Genomic DNA, 24,308 nt, shown 5'->3' with positions numbered 1-24,308 from the left:
CGTCCTAGCGGCGGATACGGGTCATCCTCGGGTCGAACAGCGGCTCCTCGGCGACCGTGGCGGGCACCTTCTCGCCGAAGTACTCCACGTGCACACCGGTGCCGGCGGCCAGGCCGGCGGGGAGCCAGGCGTACGCGACGCAGCGGCCGAGTGTGTAGCCGTACGAGGCGCTGGTCACGTACCCGGCGGGCGCGCCGTCCACGTGGACCGGCTCCTTGCCGAGGACCACGGCCGCCGGGTCGTCGAGGAGCAGCGGCGTCAGGCGACGGCCGGGCTCGCCCGCGCGGGCCAGCGCGGCCCGGCCGACGAAGTCCGCCTTGTCCATGCGGACCGCGAAGCCGACACCGGCCTCGTACGGGTTGTCCTCGTCGGTCATGTCCGTGCCCCAGGCCCGGTATCCCTTCTCCAGGCGCAGGGAGTTGAAGGCCGAGCGTCCGGCGGCGATCACGCCGAGGTCCCGGCCGGCCTCCCACAGCGTGTCCCAGAGCCGCAGGCCCAGGTCGGCGGTGGTGTACAGCTCCCAGCCCAGTTCACCGACGTAGCTCAGGCGCATCGCGGTCACCGGCACGTGGCCGACGTACGTCTCCCGGGCGCGGAAGTAGCCGAACGCCTCGTGCGAGAAGTCGTCCGGCGTCAGCGGCTGGACGAGGTCGCGGGCGAGCGGGCCCCAGACGCCGACGCCGCAGGTGCCGGAGGTGATGTCCCTGATGTGCACCTCCCCACCGGGCGCGTGGCGCAGGAGGTGGTCGAGGTCGGCGGGGGAGTTGGCGCCGATCTGGAAGCGGTCGGGGGCGAGGCGGGCGACGGTGAGGTCGGAGCGAATGCCTCCGGATTCGTCGAGGAGGAGGGTGTAGGTGACCGCGCCTGGCTTCTTGCGCAGGTTGTTGCTGGTCATGCGGTCCAGGAAGGCAAGAGCGCCCGGCCCGGTGACCTCCAGGCGGCGCAGCGGCGTCATGTCGTACAGGGCGACCCGCTCGCGGGTGACCCGCGCCTCCGCCGCCGCGATCGGAGACCAGTGCCGGGCCGACCAGGCGTCGCGGTCGGGAAGGCGCGCGTCCGGGGCGAGCCCGGCGTTGGCCTCGTACCAGTGCGGGCGTTCCCAGCCGCCGCCCTCCAGGAAGTACGCGCCGAGCTCCCGCTGCCGTGCGTGGAACGGGCTGACCCTGAGCGGACGCGGCCGCTCCATCGGCTGGAGCGGGTGGATCACGTCGTACACCTCGGTGAACTGCTGCGCGCCGCGTTCGCGGACGTACGCCGGTGACCGCTGCGCCTCCTCGAAGCGCGTGAGGTCGCACTCGTGGACGTCGAGCGACGGCCGTCCGTTCACCATCCACTCGGCGACGGCCTTGGCGACACCGGCCGAGTGGGTGACCCACACCGCCTCCGCGAGCCAGAAGCCCCGCAGGTCACGGGACTCGCCGAGGACCGGCATGCCGTCCGGGGTGAAGGAGAAGACGCCGTTGAAGCCCGACTCGACGTCCGAGTCGCGCAGGGCGGGCATCAGCCGGCGGCAGTCCTCCCAGCTCGGCGCCCAGTCCTCCGGGGTGAAGGGGTACGACGACGGCATGTCCATGTGCCGGGCGCGTGCCTCGTCGTAGCCGGGCACGGCGAACGGGTCGACGGGCAGCGGCCGGTGGGCGTAGGAGCCGACGCCGAGGCGGTCGCCGTGCTCACGGAAGTACAGGTCGCGGTCCTGGAAACGGAGGATCGGCTTCGATGCCTCCTCGGTGGCGCCGCCCAGCTCGGGCAGCGGACCCGTCCTCGCGTACTGGTGGGCCAGCGGTTGCAGGGGTACGTCGACGCCGGCCATGCGGCCGACGACCGGTCCCCAGAATCCGGCGGCGGAGACGACGTGGTCGGCGGGGAAGGTGCCGCGGTCGGTGACGACGCCCGTGACCCGGCCGTCCTGCCGCTCGATGCCGGTGACCGTGTGCCGTTCCAGGAAACGTGCGCCCCGCGCGGTGGCGCGGTCCAGCTGGGCGCGGCAGGCGGGCACGGCGCGGGCCAGCCCGTCCCCCGGGGTGTGGAATCCGCCGAGGACCACCGACTCGTCGAGGAGCGGCCAGAGTTCCTTGCAGCGTGCGGCGTCGACGATCTCGCCGGTCACGCCCCAGGAGGCGGCGTAACCGGCCCTGCGGTGCAGGTCGGCGAGGCGCTCCGGCGTGGTGGCCAGCTCCAGGCCGCCGACCCGCTGGAAGCACGGGGCGCCGTCCCACGTGAGGGACGTGAACTTCTCGACGGTGTACCGCGCGAACGCCGTCAGGGTGCGCGACGGACTGGTCCGGAAGACGAGGCCGGGCGCGTGCGAGGTGGAGCCGCCGGGCGCGGGCAGCGGGCCCTGTTCGAGGACGGTGACGTCCGTCCAGCCGCGCGCGGTCAGCTCGTCCGCGAGGGAGCAGCCGACGACGCCCGCGCCGATGACCACCACGCGGGGCGGGGGCCGCAGGCCGTGGCCGCTCACAGGACCACCACCGAGCGCAGCACCTCGCCGCGTCGCATCCTGCCGAACGCCTCCTCCACCCGGTCCAGCGTCGTCGTCTCCGACACGAAGGCGCCCAGGTCGAGCAGTCCGTACAGGTACTGGTCGATCAGGAACGGGAAGTCGCGGCTCGGCAGACAGTCGCCGTACCAGGACGACTTGATCGCACCGCCGCGCGAGAACACGTCGATGAGCGGCAGTTCGACCGTCGTCTCCGGTGTGGGCACGCCTACCTGGACCAGCACTCCGGCGTGGTCACGCATGTAGAAGGCCTGGCGGAACGTCTCCGGGTGGCCCACGGCGTCGATCGCGATGTCCACGCCGTGGCCGTCGGTGAGGGCGCGGACCGCCTCGACCGGGTCCGTGCCGCGGGAGTCGACGGTGTGCGTCGCGCCGAACCGTTCCGCCCGGTCCAGTTTCCGGCCGTCCACGTCGACCGCGATGATCTTCATGGCGCCGTTCAGGGCGGCACCGGCGATCGCCGCGTCGCCCACGCCGCCGCAGCCGATCACGGCGACCGAGTCGCCGCGGCCGACGCCGCCCGTGTTGACGGCGGCGCCATAGCCGGCCATCACCCCGCAGCCGACGAGACCGGCCGCCTCGGGCCGGGCGGCCGGGTCGACCTTCACGGCCTGGCCCGCGGCGACCAGCGTCTTCTCGGCGAAGGCGCCGATGCCGAGGGCGGTGGTCAGCGGGGTGCCGTCCAGCAGGGTCATCGGACGGGCGGCGTTGCGGGAGTCGAAGCAGTACCAGGGGCGGCCGCGGCGGCAGGACCGGCAGCCACCGCAGGGCGCCCGCCACGCCAGCACCACGTAGTCGCCCGGCGCGAGGTCGGTGACGCCCTCGCCGACCGCCTCGACGGTGCCGGCCGCCTCATGGCCCAGCAGGAACGGGAAGTCGTCGGTGATCGCGCCCTCGCGGTAGTGCAGATCCGTGTGACAGACCCCGCAGGCCTGCACCGCGACCAGAACCTCGCCGGGCCCGGGATCCGGGACGACGATCGTCTGCACTTCGACGGGTGCGCCCCTCTTCACAGCGACTACGGCACGGACCTCGTGTGACACGAGAAGCTCCTCTGCTGTTGCGCATTGCACGATGGGTTGCGCGATGAGAAACATAGTGGGAACGCCGTCGAGGGGCCGTCAAGAGGTACGGGTTAACCCTTGGCAAAACGAGCGGGCGGCGGGCCCGGGGTGCGAAACACACCGGACACGGGACGGCGCGGAACCCGGGCCCCCGGAAGGGAGTTCGGGTCCCGCGCCGTCGGACGGGACGTCGGCGGGGCCGCCCCGCCGGGTGGGAGGGCTCAGCCGCCGTAGCCCATGCGCCGGGACAGCTCGACCCCCGCCGCCAGCGCGCGCTTGGCCAGGTCGGGCAACCGCTCCGGCGTCAGCCGGTACACCGGGCCCGAGACACTGATCGAGGCGATCACCTTGCCGTCGTGCGAGCGCACCGGCGCCGCCACGGCCGCGAGCCCGATCTCCAGCTCCTCCTGTGTGATCGCGTAACCCTGCGCGGTCACCGTCTCCAACTCGCCGCGCAGCACCGCCGCGCCGGTGACGGTGTGCTCGGTGAACCGGTGCAGCGGGCGGGCCAGCAGCCCCTCGCGCAAGGTGGTCGGCAGATGGGCGAGCAGCACCTTTCCGCTGGCGGTGGCGTGCAGCGGGGTGCGCCGGCCGAGCCAGTTCTGTGCGGTGACCGAGGCGGTGCCGCGGGCCTGCATGACGTTGACCGCCGCGTCGTCGTCCAGCACCGCTATGTTCGACGTCTCGCCGAGTTCGTCGGCCAGCTCGCGGCAGACGGGCACACCCTCCTGCGAGATGTCCAGCCGCACGGCCGCCGCTCCCGCCAGCCGCAGCACGCCGGCGCCCAGGTAGTACTTGCCGCGCTCCTTCTCCTGCGCCACCAGACCGCGGTTCTCCAACACGCCGAGCAGCCGGAACGCCGTGGACTTGTGCACGTCCAGTTCGTCGGCGATCTCGGTGACACCCGCCTCCCCGAGCCGGGCGAGGATCTCCAGCACGGTCACGGCGCGGTCCACCGACTGCACGCCGCTCACCGCGCCCCTGCCTGACTGCTTGTTCTCCACGCGGTCCTCACCAGGGTCGGGCTGCTGCTGTGTGCGGGTCATGGCTCAACTCTCACCACCTGGCGGCCCGATCGGGCCGCATCTGCGGGAAGCCCTTGACGCCACGGGCGCCCGCCCGGATTCTGTTGCGCATAGCGCTCTCCAGTGCGCCATGTGAAACATCATGTTACCGAAGCGTCCGGATCCCGGAAGGGTACGCGCTCCGCACCCCGCCGAACTACGCGATCCGGACCGAGAGGGGAGCCCATGATTCCCGTCTGCCGTCTCGAAGACCTCCCCAAGGGCGGGTCCGTCCGCGTCGAGACCAGTCCGCCGATCGCCGTCTTCCACACCGACGACGGCGATCTCTACGCCATCGACGACACCTGCAGCCACCAGGACGCCTCTCTCTCCGAGGGCTGGCTGGAGGGCTGCCTGGTCGAATGCCCGCTGCACGCCGCCTCGTTCGACCTGCGCACGGGCCTCCCGACCTGCCTCCCGGCCCGCCGGGCGGTGCGCACCCACCGGGTCGGCGTCGAGGACGGCTTCGTCCACGTCCACCTCGCCGCGGAGGAGGGCAGCGCCGCATGAGGACCGTGACCGTGGTCGGTGCCTCCCTGTCCGGCCTGTACGCCGCCCGGGAACTGCGGGCCCAGGGGTTCGACGGACGCCTCGTGGTGGTCGGCGGCGAACCCCACCCGCCCTACGACCGGCCGCCCCTGTCCAAGGAGTTCCTCACCGGCCGGGCCGACGAGGAGCACCTGGCGCTCAGCGACGCCGAGGAGGCCGCCGAACTGGACGCCGACTGGCTGCTCGGTGTCCGCGCCCGCGCCCTGGACGCCCGCGGACGGACCGTGCTGCTCGACGACGGCCGCACCGTGTCCACGGACGGCGTCGTCGTCGCCACCGGGGCATCGGCACGGCGCCTGAACGGCGGTGGCCTCGCCGGGGTCCACACCCTGCGCACCCTGGACGACGCCCGCGCCCTGCGCGCGCACCTCACCCGCGGTCCGTGCCGGGTGGTCGTGGTCGGCGGCGGTTTCGTCGGCGCGGAGACCGCGTCCTCGTGCGCCGCCCTCGGTCACGCCGTCACCGTCGTCGAGGCCGCCGCGATGCCGCTCGTGCCGCACCTCGGCGCGGAACTGGCCGCCGTCTGCGCCTCCCTGCACGGCCGTGCCGGAGTCGGGCTGGTCACCGGCGCGTCCGTGGCCGCGCTGCGCGGCACGGCGGCCGTCACCGGGGTCGACCTCACCGACGGCCGCGCGCTGCCCGCGGACGTGGTGGTCGTCGGCATCGGTGCCACCCCCAACACCGCCTGGCTGGCGGGCTCGCCCCTGCTCCTGAACGACGGCGTCCTGTGCGACGACGGCTGTGTGACCGCCCTGCCGCAGGTGGTCGCCGTCGGTGATGTGGCCCGCGTCGGCGGCACCCGCGCGGAGCACTGGACCTCCGCCACCCAGCAGCCCCGGGCCGCGGTGCGCAACCTCCTCGCCGGACGCACGCTGGAGAGCGCGAGGTCGGTGCCGGACTTCTGGTCCGACCAGTACGGCTCCCGCCTCCAGTTCGCCGGGCGGCGCCGGGACGGCGACACCGTGCGCATCGCCGAGGGCGGGATCGCCGACGGCGCGCCCGACGAGGGCGGCTTCCTGGCCCGCTACGAACGAGACGGGCGTACGACCGCCGTGCTCGCCGTGGACCGGCCGCGCCCCTTCATGCGGGTCCGCCGCGAACTCGCCGCCGAAGAGGCGGGGATACCGGTGACCGTCGGTGGGGCGGGGCCGGGCGCGCGGTGAGGCGTGACCCGGCGAGGGACGTCGGCGGAGCCACCCGGCCGGCGTGCCGTGCGTCGCGGTCCGCCAACGGCGCCCGGAGCGGGCCTCCGTCCCAGGGCCGCTCAGTCGCTCAAGGGTGTGACAGCCGGCTCGCGCCACCGCCCCGCCGGCGTATCCGCTCCTGGCTCCGCTCGGCGGACCTCTCCTGGCGCCGGGCCCGGCGACGCTCGCGCCGCATGGCCCGCGCGGTGCTGCTCGGCTCCGACACCACGCCGTGCCGCTGGTTCCAGACCTGCCGCGTCACCCACACGTCCAGCACGCCCCACGTGGCCACCACCGTGCCCGCCACACTGCCGATCACCATCGGGAACGCCAGCCAGGACTCCGCCATCGTGCACAGGAAGGCCACCATCGCCATGATCAGCGTCACCGCGACGACGATCACCGCGCGGACGGCCGCCGTACGCACCGGATCCGGCAGCCGACGCCGCCGCGCGGGCTCCTCCCGCCACAACGGCCGGTAGCCGGACGGCTGCTCGCGCGCCGCCCGCCTCCCCGGTCCCTCCGGCCGGTCATACGCCGGTCCGCCCGTACCGGCTGCCGGAACGTCGCGATCCGGTGCCTTGGGGGCCGATCGGGCGGTCACCCGGGCCGCACCGCCGTCCTCGGGCGCCCCGCGCCGCTCCGCCGTGCCCATTGACATGTCACTCCCCACCGCCAGCAGACAGCTCGACCGTGTCCCACGACACGGCTCCCCTCTGGCTGCCCGGCTTGCGCTGCTTTACGCCGCCCAGAGGCGGGATGCGGCTCCTGTGGCCGATTCCGCCTCCATTTCCCGTAGTGAACGACGAACGACGTGCGCTCAAGATTCCCGAAAGGCCCGCGCAGTCGAAGAATTTCGGCCAATCCGCCCGGTCGAGCCGGAGCCGAACCCTCCCCGCACACCCCGATCCCGGGAGGCAATCTCCCGCAATGACCGGACAACTGACCATCACCGCACCCTGGCGCGGAGGTTCGCCCGCCGGACGGGCCTTCGAGTTACGTATGCGTCAGTAGTAGGCTCGCGCCGTTTGTTGACGCACATGTGTACCCCCTCCCGGAGGGGGTCGAGCTGGGGGAGGCCATGCGCTTTCGCGGGAAGTCGATCCGCCGGAAGATCGTGGCGCTGCTTCTCGTGCCGCTGGTGTCCCTGACCGCGATCTGGGCGTTCGCCACGGTACTCACGGGGCGCGAGGCGGAACGGTTGTTCAGCGTCTCCACCGTCGTCGAGGAGATCGGCTACCCGATCGAGGACACCGTCCGCGTCCTCCAGCAGGAACGCCGCCAGACCCTCGTCCACCTCGCCGACCCGCGCGCCTCCGACGGGTTCGCCGCCCTCCAGCGCAGCCGCACCGCCACGGACGACGCCGTCGCCGAGATCCGCAGCAACGCCGCCGACCCCGGCGTGCGCGACGAAATGGGACAGACCGAGGAGGAGCGGCTCACCGCCGTACTCGACGCCTTCGATGGCATCGGCTCGCTGCGCCGCAGCGTCGAGGACGGCACCGTCGACCGCGCGCAGGCGCTCGGCCTCTACAACCGCCTGGTCGACCCCTGCCACGACCTGCTCGCGAGTCTGAACGTCGTCGACAACGTCGGTCTGGACAAGCAGTACCGCGCGCTCGTCAACCTCTCCCGCGCCCGCGAACTCCTCTCCCGCGAGGACGCCCTCCTCGGCTCCGCCCTGGTCACCGGCCGGCTCACCCGCGCCGAGATCCGGGACGTCTCCGACCTCGTGGCGCAGCGCACCCTGATGTACGGCATCAACCTGCCGCTGCTGCCGTCCGCCGAACGCGGCCGCTACGAGCGCTTCTGGAAGAACGCCTCCTCCGCCCCGCTGCGGACCGCCGAGGAGGCCGCCCTCTCCGCCGGGGCCGGGACGCCCCGCGGCGTCACCGCCAAGAGCTGGGACACCGCCGCGGGCAGCGTCCTGGAGGAACTCGGCGCCCTCGACGACGACGCGGCCGACCGCTACCAGGACCGGGTCGACCCGGTCGCGACGAACGTCATCGCCAAAGTGGTCATCGCCGGCGCGCTCGGCCTGATCGCCCTGCTCTACTCCCTGTTCCTCTCGGTACGCGTCGGCCGCTCCCTGATCCGTGACCTCAAGCAGCTGAGACTGGAGGCACACGAGGCGTCCGGCGTCCGGCTGCCCAGCGTCATGCGCCGCCTCTCCGCGGGCGAGGAGGTCGACGTGGAGACCGAGGTGCCGCGCCTGGAGTACGACAGGAACGAGATCGGCGAGGTCGGCCAGGCCCTCAACACGCTGCAGCGGGCCGCCGTGGAGGCCGCCGTCAAGCAGGCCGAACTCCGCGCCGGTGTCTCCGAGGTCTTCGTCAACCTCGCGCGCCGCAGCCAGGTGCTGCTGCACAAGCAGCTCACGCTGCTGGACACCATGGAGCGCAGGACCGAGGACACCGAGGAACTCGCCGACCTGTTCCGCCTCGACCACCTGACCACGCGGATGCGCCGGCACGCCGAGGGCCTCGTCATCCTCTCCGGCGCCGCCCCGTCCCGGCAGTGGCGCAAGCCCGTCCAGCTCATGGACGTGGTGCGGGCCGCCGTCGCCGAGGTCGAGGACTACGAGCGCATCGAGGTCCGCAGGCTGCCGCGGGTGGCCGTCACCGGGCCGGCGGTCGCCGACCTGACCCACCTGGTGGCCGAACTCCTGGAGAACGCCACGGTGTTCTCGCCACCGCACACCGCCGTCCAAGTTCTGGGCGAGCGCGTCGCCAACGGCTTCACCCTGGAGATCCACGACCGCGGCCTCGGGATGGCGGCCGACGCCCTCCTGGACGCCAACCTCCGGCTCGCCGAGACCCCCGAGTTCGAGCTGTCCGACACCGACCGGCTCGGCCTCTTCGTCGTCAGCCGGCTCGCCCAGCGGCAGAACGTCCGGGTCTCCCTCCAGCCCTCCCCGTACGGCGGCACCACCGCGGTCGTCTTCGTCCCCGACGCGCTGCTCTCGGACGACGCCCCCGACACCAACGGCATCGGCTTCCGCCTCGACCGTCCCCAGCACGTCAAGGAGAAGGGGCGACAGGAGAGCCGTCGTTCGGCCCTGTCCCACGTGCCGGCGCGGCTGCCGGAGCGCCCGGCCGCGCTGCTGGACGGACCGGTGGAACTGGAGGCGCCCGTCGACCTGGACGCCCTCGACGGCCTGCCGGGCGGGCTCGACGACGAGGACGGTGAACGCGGCGGCCTGTTCCGCCCGCGCCGCTCGCTCGCCGCGGCCGACGACGACCGGTCGGGCCAGGACGACGACCGGGCCGACGCGGACGCACCCCTCCCGCTGCCCCGCCGCCGCACCCCCAAGCTGGTCAGTTCGCACGGCCGCCCGGTCCCCTCACGGGACGCCCGGGACGGTGCGGACGAGCAGCCCCCGGCGGACGCGGACGCCGACGGCACGCGCGTCCCGGCCGCACCGCGGGCAGGAGCGGACGAACCGCCCGCGCTGCCCTCCCGCCGGAAACGCGGACATCCCGCGGGCCGGGACGGCGGCCAAGCCTCCGGAGGCGGCCGCGCCGAGGGGCGGGACGCCGACGCCGCGGAGTCCGGTGCGCTGCCCCGGCGCGTGCGGCAGGCCAACCTCGCGCCCCAGCTACGGCAGGGCCCCGAACCGTCCGAGGACCGCTCCGACCCCGCCGACCGTGACGCCGACGAGGTCCGCAGCCGGATGGCCTCACTCCAGCGCGGCTGGCGGCGCGGGCGCGAGGAGAACGCCGCGGGTGACGACGTCCCCGGCGGCACGGCACCAACAGCACCACGAGGAACGACAGAGGGGGACGGTCGATGACCGCACCGAAGGCGACCGGCCACAGCGCGACCAAGTCCGGGGAGCTGAACTGGCTCCTCGACGACCTGGTGGACCGGGTCGCGAGCATCCGCAAGGCAGTCGTCCTGTCCGGCGACGGCCTGGCGACGGGTGCGTCCAAGGACCTGACCCGGGAGGACAGCGAGCACCTGGCCGCCGTGGCGTCGGGCTTCCACAGCCTCGCCAAGGGCGTGGGCCGCCACTTCGAGGCGGGCAGCGTCCGGCAGACGGTCGTCGAACTCGACGACGCCTTCCTGTTCGTCACCGCCGCCGGCGACGGCAGCTGCCTCGCCGTACTCTCGGACGCCGACTCGGACGTCGGCCAGGTCGCCTACGAGATGACCCTCCTCGTCAAGCGGGTCGGCGCACACCTGGCCACCGCTCCACGCACCGATGTGCCCTCGGGCGGGTAAGTGGGATGACATGAGCGCAGACGGTCAGGGAAGAAACCACTGGTTCGACGACGAGGCCGGCCCCGTCGTCCGTCCGTACGCCATGACGCGCGGTCGCACCACCAGCGCGGCCCAGCACCGCCTCGACCTGATCGCGGTGGTCGTCACGGAACCCCACGCGGACGACCCCGAGGCGGACGTCACCCTCTCGCCGGAGCACGTGGACATCGTCGGACTGTGCCGGGAGACCCCGCAGTCGGTCGCCGAACTCGCCGCCGAACTCGACCTGCCGATCGGGGTCGTGCGGGTCCTGGTCGGCGACCTCGTGGACGTCGACCTCGTCCACGTCAACCGGCCCGTACCCCCGGCCGAACTGCCGGACGAGAACATTCTGCGCGACGTGATCAATGGACTGAGGGCACTGTGAACCCTCCCACCGGCTCGTCGAGCGGCACGTTAAGGAGTAGAGACCGATGATCTTCGGGCGTTCCCAGCGCGGCAAGCCGCCGGTCGAGCCCGTCACGCTCAAGATCCTGGTGGCCGGCGGCTTCGGCGTGGGCAAGACCACCCTCGTCGGCGCGGTCAGCGAGATCCGGCCGCTGCGCACCGAGGAACTCCTCACCGAGGCCGGGCGGCCCGTCGACGATCTGAGCGGGGTGGAGGAGAAGCACACCACCACGGTGGCCATGGACTTCGGACGCATCACGCTGCGCGAGGACCTGGTGCTCTATCTGTTCGGCACGCCCGGCCAGGAGCGGTTCTGGTTCATGTGGGACGAGCTGTCCGAGGGGGCGCTGGGGGCGGTCGTCCTGGCCGACACCCGCCGCCTGGAGGACTGCTTCGCCGCCGTCGACTACTTCGAACGGCGTTCCATCCCCTTCCTGGTCGGCGTCAACTGCTTCGAGGGCTCGGCCCGCTATCCCTCCGAGACCGTCCGGCAGGCCCTCGATCTGGACCCCGACGTGCCCGTGGTGATGTGCGACGCGCGTGACCGGGAGTCGGTCAAGGAGGTCCTCGTCGGCGTGGTCCAGCACGCGATGGCCCAGGCAGCCGACCGCCGTCGGGTCGTCACGACCTGACCGGCGCCGGTCACCGGTCACGGAACTCCGCCTCCAGCACCGCGTCCTCGTCGGACGTGACGGTCATCGCGCTCCCTGATGCCCATCCCATCCGAGCGGAATCTCACGGGCATCAGGGGGACCCCGGAACACCCCCGGGCTCGACCCTCAGCCGGCCGGACCCGGACCGTCTTCGTCCTCCAGCCAGCCGAAGCTCTTCTCCACCGCCCTGCGCCAGTTGCGGTACTCGCGGTCGCGCACCGAAGACTCCATCGCGGGGGCCCACTCGGCGTCCCGCTGCCAGTGCGCCCGGAGGGCGTCGAGACCGTTCCACACTCCGGTGGCCAGCCCGGCCGCGTACGCGGCGCCGAGGCAGGTCGTCTCGGAGACCCGGGGCCGGATCACCGGCACCCCCAGCACGTCCGCCTGGTGCTGCATCAGCAGCCCGTTCTTCGTCATGCCCCCGTCGACCTTCAGAGTCGTGATGCGCACCCCCGAGTCCTGGTACATCGCGTCCACGACCTCACGCGTCTGCCAGCTCGTCGCCTCCAGCACCGCCCGCGCGAGATGCGCCTTGGTGACGTACCGGGTGAGCCCGGTGACCACCCCGCGCGCGTCGGAACGCCAGTACGGCGCGAAGAGCCCGGAGAACGCGGGCACGATGTAGGCGCCCCCGTTGTCCGCCACGCTCGCCGCCAGTGGCTCGATCTCGTCCGCGTCGCGGATGATGCCGAGCTGGTCGCGGAACCACTGCACCAGGGCGCCGGTGACGGCGATCGAACCCTCCAGGCAGTAGACGGGCGCCTCGTCGCCGATCTTGTAGCCCATCGTCGTGAGCAGCCCGCTCTTCGACGGCACCGGCCGGTCACCGGTGTTGAGCAGCAGGAAGCTGCCCGTGCCGTAGGTGTTCTTCGCCGCGCCTACGTCGTAGCAGGCCTGGCCGAACACGGCCGCCTGCTGGTCGCCGAGCGCCGAGGCCACGGGCACGCCGGCGAGCTGGCCGACGGCGGTGCCGTACACCTCGGCGGACGACCTGATCTCCGGCAGCACGGCCTCGGGGATGTTCATCGCCGAGAGGATGGCCGGGTCCCACTGGAGGGTGCGGAGGTCCATCAGCATGGTGCGCCCGGCGTTGGTCACGTCGGTGACGTGCCGCCCGCCCTCGGTGCCGCCGGTGAGGTTCCAGATCAGCCAGGAGTCGATGGTGCCGAAGGCGATCTCGCCGCGCTCGGCCCGGGCCCTGAGGCTGGGCACGTTGTCGAGCAGCCAGGCCGCCTTCGGCCCGGAGAAGTAGCTGGCCAGCGGCAGCCCGGTCGACTCGCGGAAACGGTCCTGCCCGTCCGTGCCGCCTAACTGGCGGCACAGCGCCGAGGTACGGGTGTCCTGCCACACGATGGCGTTGTGCACCGGCTTGCCGGTCGCCCGGTCCCACAGCACGGTCGTCTCGCGCTGGTTGGTGATGCCCAGTGCGCTGAGCTGGTCGGCCCGCAGCCCGGCCTTGGCGATCGCCCCGGCGACCACCGCCTGCACCTTGGACCAGATCTCGGTGGCGTCGTGCTCCACCCAGCCCGGCTTGGGGAAGATCTGGCGGTGTTCGCGCTGGTCGACGGCGACGATCGCGCCGTCCTGGTCGAAGACGATGCAGCGGCTGGAGGTGGTGCCCTGGTCGATCGCGGCGACGTACTTCGTGGAGTGGTCCGTCATGGCTGCCCCTTGGGCTGGATTCGGAGGACGGAAGGCCGTTGGGAGGACCGTTCAGAAGGCCATGCTGTAGATGAACCCGGCGAGCACCCCGCCGATCAGCGGCCCGGCCACCGGCACCCAGGCGTAACCCCAGTCGGAGGTGCCCTTGTTGGGGATCGGCAGGAAGGTGTGCACGATGCGCGGACCGAGGTCGCGCGCGGGGTTGATGGCGTAACCGGTCGGCCCGCCGAGGGAGAGGCCGATCCCGACCACGAGCAGGGAGACGATCAGCACCAGCGTCCCGGACTCGCCGAGCCCCTCGGTGAGTCCGAAGGCCAGGATCGGCAGCACCAGCCCGACGGTCGCGATGATCTCCGTGACCAGGTTGGCGACCGGGTTCCGGATCTCCGGGATCGTGGAGAAGATGCCGAGCGTCGGCACCGGCTCGTCCGCGCTGCCCTCGGTGGTACCGGTCTGGCGGACGTTGGCCTGGAACTGGGCGAAGTAGGTGAGGTAGCACAGGACGGCGCCGAGCATCGCCCCCACCAGCTGGCCGAGCAGGTATACCCAGACCTTGCCCCACTCGCCGGTGTCGACGGCGATCCCGAGGGTGACGGCGGGGTTGAGATGCCCGCCGGACAGCGGCGCCGCGGTGTACGCGCCCGCCAGCACACCGAACCCCCAGCCGAACGCGATCACCACCCACCCCGACGCCCGCGCCTTGCTGTACCGGAGGGTCACGGCGGCGCAGACACCCGCGCCGAAGAGGATGAGGATCGCCGTACCGATGATCTCGCCGACGAAGATGTCTCCGTTGCTCATGGCGGCTCCTAGGCCCTGGCCCGGGACGGTCGGCCCCGGTCCTCACGTGCGGGGTGCGTTCCCATGGCGAGTTCCGCCGCGGGGGCGTGGGTGACGAGCGTGCCGTAGCAGCCGAACCGCCCGTGGGGGAGCGGGCCCCCGAGCACCGGGGAACCCGCGCGACGCAGACCGGAATACGCCGAGATGTACGGCGATGTCGACTGACACCGGAAGTGTTCACCGGCGTCCCGGGAGCGTCAAGGTGGCCGACGGCAACGGTTCCGGCGACACGCCGCCACGCGCGCGTGGCCGACGGCATGTCCCGCCCCCTGGCGCGGCGGCCGTCCGCTCAGCCCGCGGGCGCCGCCGACCGGTCCGAGCCGCGCCGGACCTCGTGCCCCGGCGCACCCGCCCGGCCCAGCACCCAACTCGCGCCGCGCAACGCCTTGGCGGCCTTCTTGAGCGGTGCCAGGCCTGCCGCGGCCTGCCGGTGGTCCGGCACGCTGCCCGGCGCGCACAGGACCGTCGCGAGGGAGAGCGTCACGGACCGCCCGCCGGCCGACCACGGGACGTCCAGCACGGAGGCGACCAGCGGATCCAGCCCGTCCGGGTCGGTGAGCACCAGGAAGTCGTCCCCGCCGATGTGCCCCACGCGCGTGGTCCCCTTCGCCGACCGGAGCAGCGCCTGCCCGACCGACCGGATCAACTCGTCCCCCGCGGCGAACCCGGCCCCGTCGTTCACCTGCTTGAAGTGGTCCACGTCGAGCCAGCTCAGCGCGAACGCCCGCCCGTCCGCGATCCGCCGGTCCACCTCGCCCGTGATGGCGTCCGAACCGGGCAGCCGGGTCAGCGGGTTGAGCCCGGCCGCCTCCTCCACCCGGCTCTCGGCCAGCGCCCGCACCAGGTCCGCGAGCCGTACGACGCCCACGCACCGCCCATACGCGTCCACCACGGCCACGTCGTCCGACGTACGGCCCCGGCCGCCGACCGCCACCACGTCCAGTACCTCCCAGGCCGTCGCGTCCACGCCCACCGTCCGCGGCGCGTCGCCCAGCTTCGCGGCCGGGCGGTCGGCGTAGAGAGCGTGCCCGTAACGTGCCGACATGGACAGCAGGAAGCGGGAGCGGTGCACCGACCGCACCGGCACGCCGTCGCGGTCCACGAGCAGCACCCCGGACACGTCGGGCGACCCGGTCAGCAGGGCCCGCACCTGACCCGCCGAGGCCGTCACGGGCAGCAGCGCGGCCGGCCGCACGAACTGCCGTACCGACGGCCCCGACCGCGGCGCCGGTACGACGCCGGGCGGGCCGGACGGAACGTACACGTCCGCCGCGGGCAGCCGGGCCGGCGGCGCGAACAGCTCGCCCTGCGCCCACTGCGCCCCGGCCGCCCGCGCGACGGCGTACTGCCTCTCCGTCTCGACCCCCTCGACCGACAGCAGCGCCCCCATCTCGTCGCACAGCACCCGCATCGCCCGCACGGCCGCCGGCCTGGCCAGCAGCGACGCGTCGAGCTTGACCAGTTCCGGCGCCAGGTCCGTCAGCAGCCGCAGCGGCGCGTCGCCGTCGCCGACCCCGTCCGCGGAGATCCGGAACCCCTGCGCCCGCAGCACGGTCAACGCCTCCAGCAGGGCCTGCCGCGGCACATGCGTGTACGGCGGACAGACGTCGAGCGTCACCTCCCACGGCATCCGGCCCGCCTCCCGCACGGCGTCGTGCAGGGGCTGCAGCCCGCCCAGATCGGCGAGGGTGCCCGCGAACACGTTGACGTGCAGCGGCAGCAGCGTCTCCTTGCGCACCGCCGCGCGCAGCGCCGACACCGCCAGGCGGCCGTCGAGTTCGGGGTCGCGGCGCGCCTCGGCCAGAATGTCGCCGCTCTCCGGGCGGGCGAGTATCTCCAGCGCCGCGACCCCGCCGGTCATCAGATTGACCACCGGTTGGAAGGCGAAGCGGAGAGGATCCGTCCAGGAGCGCACGGGAGCAGGATCGCGCCGCCGGCACCCACGCGGGCCCAGTTCATGAGACGTTCACGCGGGATTCCGGCTCACCGGCACCGCACACGCGCGGTGAGTCGCCGGGCCGCCCCCTTCCCTCACGGGAGTCGGTCCTGATAGATGCAGGGAACATGACACGACTCTCGACCGCGCTGCGCGCTCTGGCCCCCGCCTTCGCCGCCCTGCTCGCCGTCACGGCGGTACCCGCCACCGCGCAGGCCAGGCCCGAACCGAGGGCCCCGGAGAACTTCGTGGCGCTGAGAAGCGTCGATCCGACGATCATCCAGGAGATCCGCTACGTCACCCCGCACAACTTCGTCGGCGAACCGATCGACGGCTACCGGCAACCGCTGTGCATCCTCACCCGCCCCGCGGCCAAGGCCCTCCACCAGGCGCAGACCCGGCTGCTGCGCCAGGGCTACTCCCTGAAGGTGTACGACTGCTACCGGCCGCAGCGCGCCGTCGACCACTTCGTCCGCTGGGCCGAGGACCTCGACGACCAGGCCATGAAGGCCGAGTTCTACCCGGAGGTCGACAAGACCCGCCTCTTCGACGACGGCTACATCGCGGAGAAGTCCGGCCACAGCCGGGGCTCGACCATGGACCTGACGATCGTACGGCTCCCGGCGAAGCCCACCCCGCCGTACCGTCCCGGACAGCCCCTGGTGCCGTGCTTCGCTCCGCAGGGCGAACGCTTCCCCGACAACTCCGTCGACATGGGCACCGGATACGACTGCTTCGACACCCGCTCCCACACCCTCGACCCCCGCGTCCAGGGCACCCAGCGCGCCAACCGCCTCCTGCTCAAGGACACCTTGGAGGACGTCGGCCTGGTAAACCTCCCCGAGGAGTGGTGGCACTTCACGTACAAGCCCGAGCCCTACCCGGACACCTACTTCGACTTCCCGGTCTCCACCAGGTCCCTCGCCGGCCGCCGCTGAACGGGCTGCCGGAGCCGCCCGCTCCGCGAATCGGATACAGTCCGCCGCGTGTCCGAAACTCAAACCTCCGTTCCCAACTCCGCGCCGAATTCGCACTGTTCGAGCTGCGGCACGCCCTACGGAGAGGGCGTCTCCGGCTGGCCCCGCACTTGCCCCGCCTGCGGCACCGTGGCCTACCGCAACCCACTGCCGGTCGCGGTGGCCCTCCAGCCCGTGTACGACACGCAGGGCACCGCCCTGGTGGTCATCACTCGCACCGTGGCCCCCGCGCGCGGGGGCGTCGCCCTGCCCGGCGGCTACATCGACGACCGGGAGGACTGGCGGCAGGCCGTCGTCCGCGAACTCAAGGAGGAGACCGGCATCGACGCGGCGAGCCACGACGTACGGCTCGCCGACGCCATGAGCTCGCCCGACGGCCACCTGCTGCTCTTCGGCTCCCTTCCCGAGCGTCCGGCCGAGAGCCTCCCCGCCTCCCACGCCACCGACGAGACAGAGGGCTGGCACCTCCTGCGCCGGTCGGATGAGCTCGCCTTCCCGCTCCACACCAGGGCCGTACGGTCCTGGTTCGAGGGCCGCTACCTCTGAGCCGGGCGCTCGGCCCGCCCTCGCACACGCACAGGACAGAGCGGCTCCCCGGCCCCGTCCCCGCCCTCGCGTCGCACGATCACCCGCTCATCCTCCCAGCGCGACACGTAGCGCTCGATCTCCGGTTCCACCCACCCGTCGCCCGCGTCCCGCACGACCAGCCCACCGCCGGTCCGCCCCCGCGCGGGCGCCCACACCTCCAACTCCGGCGCCCCGTCCTCCCCGCGCACCGGAACCACCGCTCCCGCGCGCGCGAACACCGGGATCCGCGCCAACGGAGCCTCCACGAGCACCTGCGCCGGCCCCTCGTACGCCCGCTCCGTCACCACGTCGTACCACCACCCCCGCGGCAACCGCACCGCGCGCCGGTCCGCACCCGGATCGAGCACCGGCGCCACCAGCAGACAGTCACCCAGCAGGAACGCGTCCTCGCAGTCCCGCAACGCCCGCTCCTCCGGCGACGACCACCACAGCGGACGCACGTACGGCGCACCCGTACGCCGGGCCAGATGCGCCAGCGTCACGAAGTACGGCAGCAGCCGACGCCGCTCGGCGAGCGCCACGCGCGCGTACTCCAGCACCTCGGCCCCGAACTCCCACGGCTCCCTGCGCCCCGCCCGAGGCCCTCCGTGGGTGCGGAACAACGGCAGGTGGGCCGCCAGCTGGAACCACCGCAGATACAGCTCCGGCGACGGACTCCCGTCGGTCCCGCCCACGTCCGGCCCCGCGTACGGCACCCCGCACAGCCCGAGACCCAGCACCGACGCCAGCGACGCCCGCAGCCCCGGCCAGCCCGTGGCCACGTCCCCCGACCACGTGCCGCCGTACCGCTGAAGCCCGGCCCACCCGGAGCGCGAGACGACGAACGGCCGCTCGCCGGGCACCAGGGCCCGCAGCCCCTCGTACGCGGCGCGGGCCATGCACAGGCCGTAGACGTTGTGCGCCTCCCGGTGGTCACCGCCCCCGCCCTCCAGCCAATGTCGGGCGGAGCGCGGCAGCGTCGGCTCCCCGAAGGCGGCGAACGACGTGGGCGCGTTCAGGTCGTGCCACACACCGGCGAACCCCTGCCCCAGCCGCTCCTCGTAGCGTTCGCCCCACCACTCGCGCGCACGCGCGTGGGTGAAATCCGGGAAGACCACGTCCCCGGCCCGTGCCACACCCCGCACGACCGGCCCGGAGGCCTCCCGGACGAACACGTCCTCGCGCGTCCCACCGTCGTACACCGGGTTGCCGGGCACGGCGGGCACCGCCGGCTCGACGACCGACACCAGCCGGATCCCGTCCCGCCGCAGCTCCTCGGCGAGGACCGGCAGCTTGGGAAACCGCTCCTCGTCCACGGTGAACACCTGGTGGGCATCCGCATGACCGATGCCCAGGTGCACCGCGTCCAGCGGCAGATCACGCTCCTGGTAGCCGGTGACGACCCGCCGGACCTCCTCCTCGTCACCGGATCCCCACAGTGCGTGATGGTGACCCAGCGCCCATGACGGCGGCAACGCGGGCGCCCCGGTCAGCGAGGCCCAGGCGAGCAGCACACGCGCGGGCGTACCCACCATCACCCAGCACCGCAGCGGACCGCCGTCCATCCGCAGCACGCTCCGCCCCGGCCGGTCGTGCCCGGAGCCCGCCCCCTCCGCGCCCTCCCGCAGGTCCACCGTGCCGTCCCACGTGCTGTCGTGGAAGACCAGATGCGTCCCGGCGTCGGCCACCACCAACTGCACCGGCATCGTGACGGACAATGGGTCCGCGCCCGCTACGGAGGGCAGGCCCGAGTCGGTGTTCCACAGCCGGTACGTGCCCTCTCGCAGCCGGGGCCCCGCGGACCGCCCGCCGAGCCCGAAGAACCGGGCGTCCGCCGCCACCTCCGACCGCTGAGTCCAGCGCGCCGGCCCGCCGTCGGCCGGCTCCCACCAGCGCGGCGGCAGCTCACGCCGCAGCACCACGCCCCCCGGGGTCCGCACCTCGACGGCTCCGTGCCGGGACACCGCCACCGTGGCCCGCTCCGCGACCACCCGCCGGCCGCCGTCCTTGTCCGGCTCCAGCACCGCCCGCGGATCCGGCTCAGGACAACGGCCCGCCAACGCGTACGACGGCTCCGGACCCGCCCCGTCCCAGCCCCAGAAGACCGCCCCGTTCACGGCGACGAGGATGCGCAGTTCCGAGCGGCCGAACCGGATCACCCCGCCCCCCGGTCCGGGCTCCACCTCCCGCATCGGGCCCGGCACCCTCGCCCGCTCCGCACCCCGCGGCGGCAGTCCCGCGGCATCGGCCCGCCTCCGGCGCCACGCCACCCGCACGCTACGCAACCCCTGCGCCGCCCCCGCCGAACCGAACGTCTTCATCGAACGCACCAGGTCACGACCGTCCATGCTGCTCACCCTGCCATCGACGAGCGCGCCCAGGGGCGTCGTTCAACTGCCGTTCACCCGTGACGGGACCACATCTTCACGACACCGACTATGTGGGGCACGCCCTGGTGCGGAAGTCGATCACATGGCATCGTCCGTGTCAGCTGCGTCACGCGCACACCCCAGCCCGTGCGCGGAGGACGCACACGACGCGCACAGTCCGGGAGCCGCCCATGTCGACCGTCACCCCCCAGCCGCTCTGGCAGCCAGACCCCCAGCGCGTCGCCCAGGCGCGGATCACCAGGTTCCAGACCTGGGCGTCCGACCACCACGACGCCCCCGCCGACGGCGGCTACCCCGCACTGCACCGCTGGTCCGTGAACGAGCCGGAAACCTTCTGGAAAGCCGTCACGGAGTGGTTCGACGTCCGCTTCTCGACCCCCTACGCGCACGTACTGGCCGACCGCGTGATGCCCGGAGCCCAGTGGTTCCCCGGCGCCACCCTCAACTACGCCGAGCACGCCCTGCGCGCCGCGGCCACCCGCGCGGACGAACCGGCCCTCCTCCACGTCGACGAGACCCACGAGACCGTCCCCGTCACCTGGGGCGAGCTGCGCCGCCAGGTCGGCTCGCTCGCCGCCGAACTGCGGGCCCTCGGCGTCCGCCCCGGGGACCGCGTCAGCGGCTACCTCCCGAACATCCCCCAGGCCGTGGTCGCCCTCCTCGCCACCGCGGCCGTCGGCGGTGTCTGGACCTCCTGCGCCCCCGACTTCGGCGCCCGCAGTGTCCTGGACCGCTTCCAGCAGGTCGAGCCCGTCGTCCTGTTCACCGTCGACGGCTACCGCTACGGCGGCAAGGAACACGACCGCCGCGACACCGTCGCCGAACTCCGCCGCGAACTGCCCACCCTGCGCGCCGTGGTCCACATCCCGCTCCTCGGCACCGAGGCCCCCGAGGGAGCGCTCGACTGGGGCACCCTGACGGGCGCGGACACGGAACCCGTCTACGAACAGGTGCCCTTCGACCACCCCCTGTGGGTGCTGTACTCCTCCGGCACCACCGGCCTGCCCAAGGCCATCGTCCAGTCCCAGGGCGGCATCCTGGTCGAACACCTCAAACAGCTCGGGCTGCACTGCGACCTCGGCCCCGAGGACCGCTTCTTCTGGTACACGTCGACCGGCTGGATGATGTGGAACTTCCTCGTCTCCGGCCTGCTCACCGGGACGACGATCGTCCTCTACGACGGCAGCCCCGGATTCCCGGCGACGGACGCCCAGTGGCGCATCGCCGAACGCACCGGCGCCACCCTCTTCGGCACCTCCGCCGCCTACGTCATGGCCTGCCGCAAGGCCGACGTCCACCCGGCCCGCGACCTGGACCTCTCCCGCGTCCAGTGCGTCGCCACCACCGGCTCCCCGCTCCCGCCTGACGGCTTCCGCTGGCTGCACGACGAGTTCGCCGAGAGCGGCGCGGACCTGTGGATCGCCTCCGTCAGCGGCGGCACCGACGTGTGCTCCTGCTTCGCGGGCGCGGTCCCCACCCTTCCCGTGTACATCGGCGAACTCCAGGCCCCGGGCCTGGGCACCGACCTCCAGGCCTGGGACCCCCAGGGCAACCCCCTCACCGACGAGGTCGGCGAGCTGGTCGTCACCAACCCCATGCCGTCGATGCCGATCCGCTTCTGGAACGACCCCGACGGCAGCCGCTACCACGACAGCTACTTCGACACCTACCCCGGCGTCTGGCGGCACGGGGACTGGATCACCCTCACCTCACGCGGCTCCGTCGTCATCCACGGCCGCTCCGACTCGACCCTCAACCGGCAGGGCGTCCGCATGGGCTCCGCCGACATCTACGAAGCCGTCGAACGACTCCCCGAGATCAGGGAATCCCTCGTCATCGGCATCGAACAGCCGGACGGCGGCTACTGGATGCCCCTGTTCGTGCACCTCGCCCCAGGAGCCACCCTCGACGAGCCCCTGCTCGACCGCATCAAACGGACCATCCGCGAACAGCTCTCCCCGCGCCACGTCCCCGACGAGGTCATCGAGGTACCCGGCATCCCGCACACGCTGACCGGCAAACGCATCGAGGTACCGGTCAAGCGCCTCCTCCAGGGCACCCCCCTGGACAAGGCCGTCAACCCCGGCTCCATCGACAACCTCGACCTGCTCCACTTCTACGAGGACCTGGCCCGCAAACGCTCCTGACCAGGCACTCGACCGGCCGGCCGCCTCGACGGCGCCCGGCCGGCCCGCGCCCGCCCGACGCCGTTGTCAGTGCCGCCGATTACTGTGAGTGAGCATTGATCGACCGTGCACAGGGGGAAACATGGCGCACACCGACCAGACCATGCGACGCGTCCTGCGCCGCGAAATCGCGGGCACCATCGGACTGCTCACCGACGAACACGACTTCCGCGCCATGCGGCGCTACCGCAGCTTCACCTTCCACGACCACGCCGCCTATCTCCGCCAGGTCGAAGCCCTCCTGAGGGCACGAGCCGCAGAGGGCACCCACACCACGATCGCCCTCTTCGACCCGGAGGAGTACGCCGACTACTGCACCACGGCGGGCCTCGACCCCGACGCCCCCGCCAGCCGGACCCGCTTCACCGCCGAACTCGCCACCAACGGACCCACCGTCCCGTACGAGGGCCAGCCCCTCACCGACCTGCTGCCGGCCCTGGTCGACGAGGCCGTCCGCCAGGCCACCTGGGAGTACGCCTCCACCCTGCTCGCCCGCCTCGGCGCGTGCTCCACCTGCGGCGAAGATCTCGGCCGAGCCGCCTTCACCCGGGCCTCGCGCCTCCTGCTCCAGGTCCTGCGCACGGCCCCACCGGGCAACCGGCACCTGGTGTGCAGCGTCTCGGGATCCCCGGAAGACCTCGTCTCCGTCCTGCACGCCGACGAGGAGATCGACGGCACCCCGCACCTCGACGAGGCCGAGGCCCTCGAATTCACCAGCGTCCTCGCCCTCGGCCTGGCCACCCACAGCCCCGGCGGACTCGTCATGCGCATCAGCCCGGCGAGCGGCCCCGACCGCATCCACGGCTGGCGACTGCGCGGATACGGCCTCGAACCCCTCACCGCCGGCGAGATCTTCGACGCGTACTGCACCGACGTCGAGAACGGCGACCTCATCTCCCCGGAGTCCAACGTCGACTACTGCGCCCCGCCCGACCTCGGAGACGACCACCTGCCCCCGGGACACCACCACTGACGACCGCGGGGCGCCCCACCCGGAGGTGGAACGCCCCGTACACAGCGACAGCCGCGGCCCCGCCCGGCCCTACTCGCCGGACAGCACCGCCTGAGCCGCGTTGCGCGCCTCCTCGGCGCTCTCCGCCGCCCGGGCGGCCGCGGCGGCCCGCTCGCACTGCGCCAGCGTGAACTTCGCCAGCGTCGCCCGCACGTACGGCAGCGACGCCGCACCCATGGAGAGGGAGGTGACACCCAGACCCGTCAGCACACACGCCAGCAGCGGATCCGCCGCGGCCTCACCGCACACGCCGCAGCTCTTGCCCTCGGCCTTCGCCGCCTCGGCGGACAGCGCGACCAGGTCGAGCAGCGCAGGCTGCCACGGGTCCTGCAGCCGGGACACCGCACCCACCTGACGGTCGGCGGCGAAGGTGTACTGCGCGAGGTCGTTGGTGCCCAGCGACAGGAACTCGACCTCCTGGAGGACCGAGCGCGCACGCAGCGCGGCCGACGGGATCTCCACCATCGCGCCGAACTTCGCCCGCAGCCCGGCCTCGCGGCAGGCGTCCGCGAACGCCTTGGCGTCGGCCCGGTCCGCCACCATCGGCGCCATGACCTCGAGGTAGACCGGCAGACCCTCCGCGGCCTTCGCCAGCGCCGTCAGCTGCGTCCGCAGCACGTCCGGGTGGTCCAGCAGCGTCCGCAGACCCCGCACACCCAGCGCCGGGTTCGGTTCGTCGCCCGGGGTCAGGAAGTCCAGCGGCTTGTCCGCGCCGGCGTCCAGCACCCGCACGACGACCCGGCCCTCGGGGAACGCCTCCAGCACCTGCCGGTAGGCGGAGACCTGCTTCTCCTCCGTCGGCGCGTTCTTGCTGTCGTCGAGGAAGAGGAACTCGGTACGGAAGAGACCGACGCCCTCCGCCCCGGCCTCCACCGCCGCCGGTACGTCGGCGGGACCACCGATGTTCGCGAGCAGCGGCACCTTGTGCCCGTCCGACGTCGCACCCGGGCCGGTCGCGGCGGCCAGCGCCGCCTTGCGCTCGGCCGCCTCCGACGCCAGCCGCTCCTTCTTCTCTGCGTCGGGGTTCACGAAGATCTGCCCGGTGCTCCCGTCGACGGCCACGACCGTGCCCTC

General features: G+C 72.9%; 19 protein-coding genes (1 of these 19 running past the window's edge). 10 read left to right on the top strand and 9 right to left on the bottom strand.

The features are described 5' to 3' along the window. Nucleotides 1-4: 4 nt before the first annotated feature. The 3 genes from OIE75_RS06260 to OIE75_RS06250 form a co-directional block, all read right to left on the bottom strand. Nucleotides 5-2,461 (bottom strand): GcvT family protein, encoded by a 2,457-nt coding sequence (locus tag OIE75_RS06260; RefSeq protein ID WP_307010391.1) that lies wholly within the window; start codon nucleotides 2,459-2,461, stop codon nucleotides 5-7. Next, on the bottom strand, nucleotides 2,458-3,543 hold the full coding sequence (locus OIE75_RS06255; RefSeq protein ID WP_307010389.1) for an S-(hydroxymethyl)mycothiol dehydrogenase: 1,086 nt from the start codon (nucleotides 3,541-3,543) through the stop codon (nucleotides 2,458-2,460). The genes OIE75_RS06260 and OIE75_RS06255 overlap by 4 nt, the downstream gene beginning before the upstream one ends. 242 nt (nucleotides 3,544-3,785) lie before the next feature. Further along, on the bottom strand, nucleotides 3,786-4,529 hold the full coding sequence (locus OIE75_RS06250) for an IclR family transcriptional regulator (RefSeq protein ID WP_122617453.1): 744 nt from the start codon (nucleotides 4,527-4,529) through the stop codon (nucleotides 3,786-3,788). A 285-nt stretch (nucleotides 4,530-4,814) separates the two neighbouring features. Between OIE75_RS06250 and OIE75_RS06245 the strand changes: the two genes are divergently transcribed. Together OIE75_RS06245 and OIE75_RS06240 are read left to right on the top strand one after the other, a co-directional pair. Then, a complete protein-coding gene (locus tag OIE75_RS06245; RefSeq protein ID WP_307010387.1) occupies nucleotides 4,815-5,138 on the top strand; it encodes a bifunctional 3-phenylpropionate/cinnamic acid dioxygenase ferredoxin subunit in 324 nt (107 codons plus the stop codon). Further along, nucleotides 5,135-6,340 carry an NAD(P)/FAD-dependent oxidoreductase gene (locus tag OIE75_RS06240; RefSeq protein WP_329469874.1) on the top strand — a complete coding sequence of 402 codons (1,206 nt, stop codon included), beginning with the start codon at nucleotides 5,135-5,137 and terminating at the stop codon, nucleotides 6,338-6,340. Before OIE75_RS06245 ends, OIE75_RS06240 begins: the two co-directional genes overlap by 4 nt. Before the next feature lie 109 nt (nucleotides 6,341-6,449). Here the strand turns inward: OIE75_RS06240 and OIE75_RS06235 are convergent, their stop codons facing one another. After that, a complete protein-coding gene (locus OIE75_RS06235) occupies nucleotides 6,450-7,016 on the bottom strand; it encodes a hypothetical protein (protein WP_373463069.1) in 567 nt (188 codons plus the stop codon). 426 nt (nucleotides 7,017-7,442) lie between these two features. On the opposite strand from OIE75_RS06235, the gene OIE75_RS06230 reads away from it, so the two are divergent. The 4 genes from OIE75_RS06230 to OIE75_RS06215 are packed head-to-tail and all read left to right on the top strand — an operon-like array spanning nucleotide 7,443 to nucleotide 11,643. Next, entirely contained in the window at nucleotides 7,443-10,154 is a 2,712-nt protein-coding gene (locus OIE75_RS06230; RefSeq protein ID WP_307010381.1) for a sensor histidine kinase, read from the top strand. Next, nucleotides 10,151-10,585: a roadblock/LC7 domain-containing protein gene (locus OIE75_RS06225; protein ID WP_064726831.1), complete on the top strand. Its 435-nt coding sequence runs from the start codon at nucleotides 10,151-10,153 to the stop codon at nucleotides 10,583-10,585. The genes OIE75_RS06230 and OIE75_RS06225 overlap by 4 nt, the downstream gene beginning before the upstream one ends. Nucleotides 10,586-10,595: 10 nt before the next feature. Then, nucleotides 10,596-10,991, top strand: a complete 396-nt coding sequence (locus OIE75_RS06220; RefSeq protein ID WP_161329009.1) for a DUF742 domain-containing protein — start codon at nucleotides 10,596-10,598, stop codon at nucleotides 10,989-10,991. Nucleotides 10,992-11,037: 46 nt separating this feature from the next. Then, complete coding sequence (locus OIE75_RS06215) at nucleotides 11,038-11,643, top strand: GTP-binding protein (RefSeq protein ID WP_329469870.1); 606 nt, start codon at nucleotides 11,038-11,040, stop codon at nucleotides 11,641-11,643. A 147-nt stretch (nucleotides 11,644-11,790) separates the two neighbouring features. Here the strand turns inward: OIE75_RS06215 and glpK are convergent, their stop codons facing one another. The 3 genes from glpK to OIE75_RS06200 form a co-directional block, all read right to left on the bottom strand. Further along, nucleotides 11,791-13,326 (bottom strand): glycerol kinase GlpK, encoded by a 1,536-nt coding sequence (gene glpK / locus OIE75_RS06210; protein WP_329469868.1) that lies wholly within the window; start codon nucleotides 13,324-13,326, stop codon nucleotides 11,791-11,793. A 51-nt stretch (nucleotides 13,327-13,377) separates the two neighbouring features. Then, entirely contained in the window at nucleotides 13,378-14,127 is a 750-nt protein-coding gene (locus OIE75_RS06205; protein ID WP_329469866.1) for an MIP/aquaporin family protein, read from the bottom strand. Nucleotides 14,128-14,455: 328 nt separating this feature from the next. After that, nucleotides 14,456-16,081: a GGDEF domain-containing protein gene (locus OIE75_RS06200; RefSeq protein ID WP_307010372.1), complete on the bottom strand. Its 1,626-nt coding sequence runs from the start codon at nucleotides 16,079-16,081 to the stop codon at nucleotides 14,456-14,458. Between the two features lie 149 nt (nucleotides 16,082-16,230). On the opposite strand from OIE75_RS06200, the gene OIE75_RS06195 reads away from it, so the two are divergent. After that, entirely contained in the window at nucleotides 16,231-17,040 is an 810-nt protein-coding gene (locus OIE75_RS06195) for a M15 family metallopeptidase (protein WP_329469864.1), read from the top strand. 48 nt (nucleotides 17,041-17,088) lie between these two features. Next, nucleotides 17,089-17,625, top strand: coding sequence for an NUDIX domain-containing protein (locus tag OIE75_RS06190; protein ID WP_307010370.1), 537 nt, complete (start codon nucleotides 17,089-17,091; stop codon nucleotides 17,623-17,625). Here OIE75_RS06190 and OIE75_RS06185 read toward each other — a convergent pair. Further along, the gene (locus tag OIE75_RS06185; RefSeq protein WP_329469862.1) at nucleotides 17,616-19,994 is read right to left on the bottom strand and encodes a glycoside hydrolase family 31 protein; all 2,379 of its coding nucleotides are present in this window, start codon (nucleotides 19,992-19,994) and stop codon (nucleotides 17,616-17,618) included. The two genes, OIE75_RS06190 and OIE75_RS06185, sit on opposite strands and share 10 nt — an antisense overlap. A 212-nt stretch (nucleotides 19,995-20,206) precedes the next feature. Between OIE75_RS06185 and OIE75_RS06180 the strand changes: the two genes are divergently transcribed. Further along, entirely contained in the window at nucleotides 20,207-22,183 is a 1,977-nt protein-coding gene (locus tag OIE75_RS06180) for an acetoacetate--CoA ligase (protein WP_329469861.1), read from the top strand. A 121-nt stretch (nucleotides 22,184-22,304) separates the two neighbouring features. Next, on the top strand, nucleotides 22,305-23,195 hold the full coding sequence (locus OIE75_RS06175; RefSeq protein ID WP_329469860.1) for a hypothetical protein: 891 nt from the start codon (nucleotides 22,305-22,307) through the stop codon (nucleotides 23,193-23,195). Between the two features lie 69 nt (nucleotides 23,196-23,264). Here the strand turns inward: OIE75_RS06175 and ptsP are convergent, their stop codons facing one another. Continuing rightward, on the bottom strand, nucleotides 23,265-24,308 hold the 3' portion of the coding sequence (gene ptsP, locus OIE75_RS06170) for a phosphoenolpyruvate--protein phosphotransferase (protein WP_329469859.1). It continues 627 nt past the right edge of the window; 1,044 of the gene's 1,671 nt are visible here — the last part of the coding sequence; its start codon lies off the right edge, out of view; its stop codon occupies nucleotides 23,265-23,267.

The organism is Streptomyces sp. NBC_01723 (assembly GCF_036246005.1).
GTDB lineage: Bacteria > Actinomycetota > Actinomycetes > Streptomycetales > Streptomycetaceae > Streptomyces.
The sequence above is the reverse complement of the archived record's forward strand: the minus strand, read 5'-3'. Positions and strand labels throughout refer to the sequence as shown.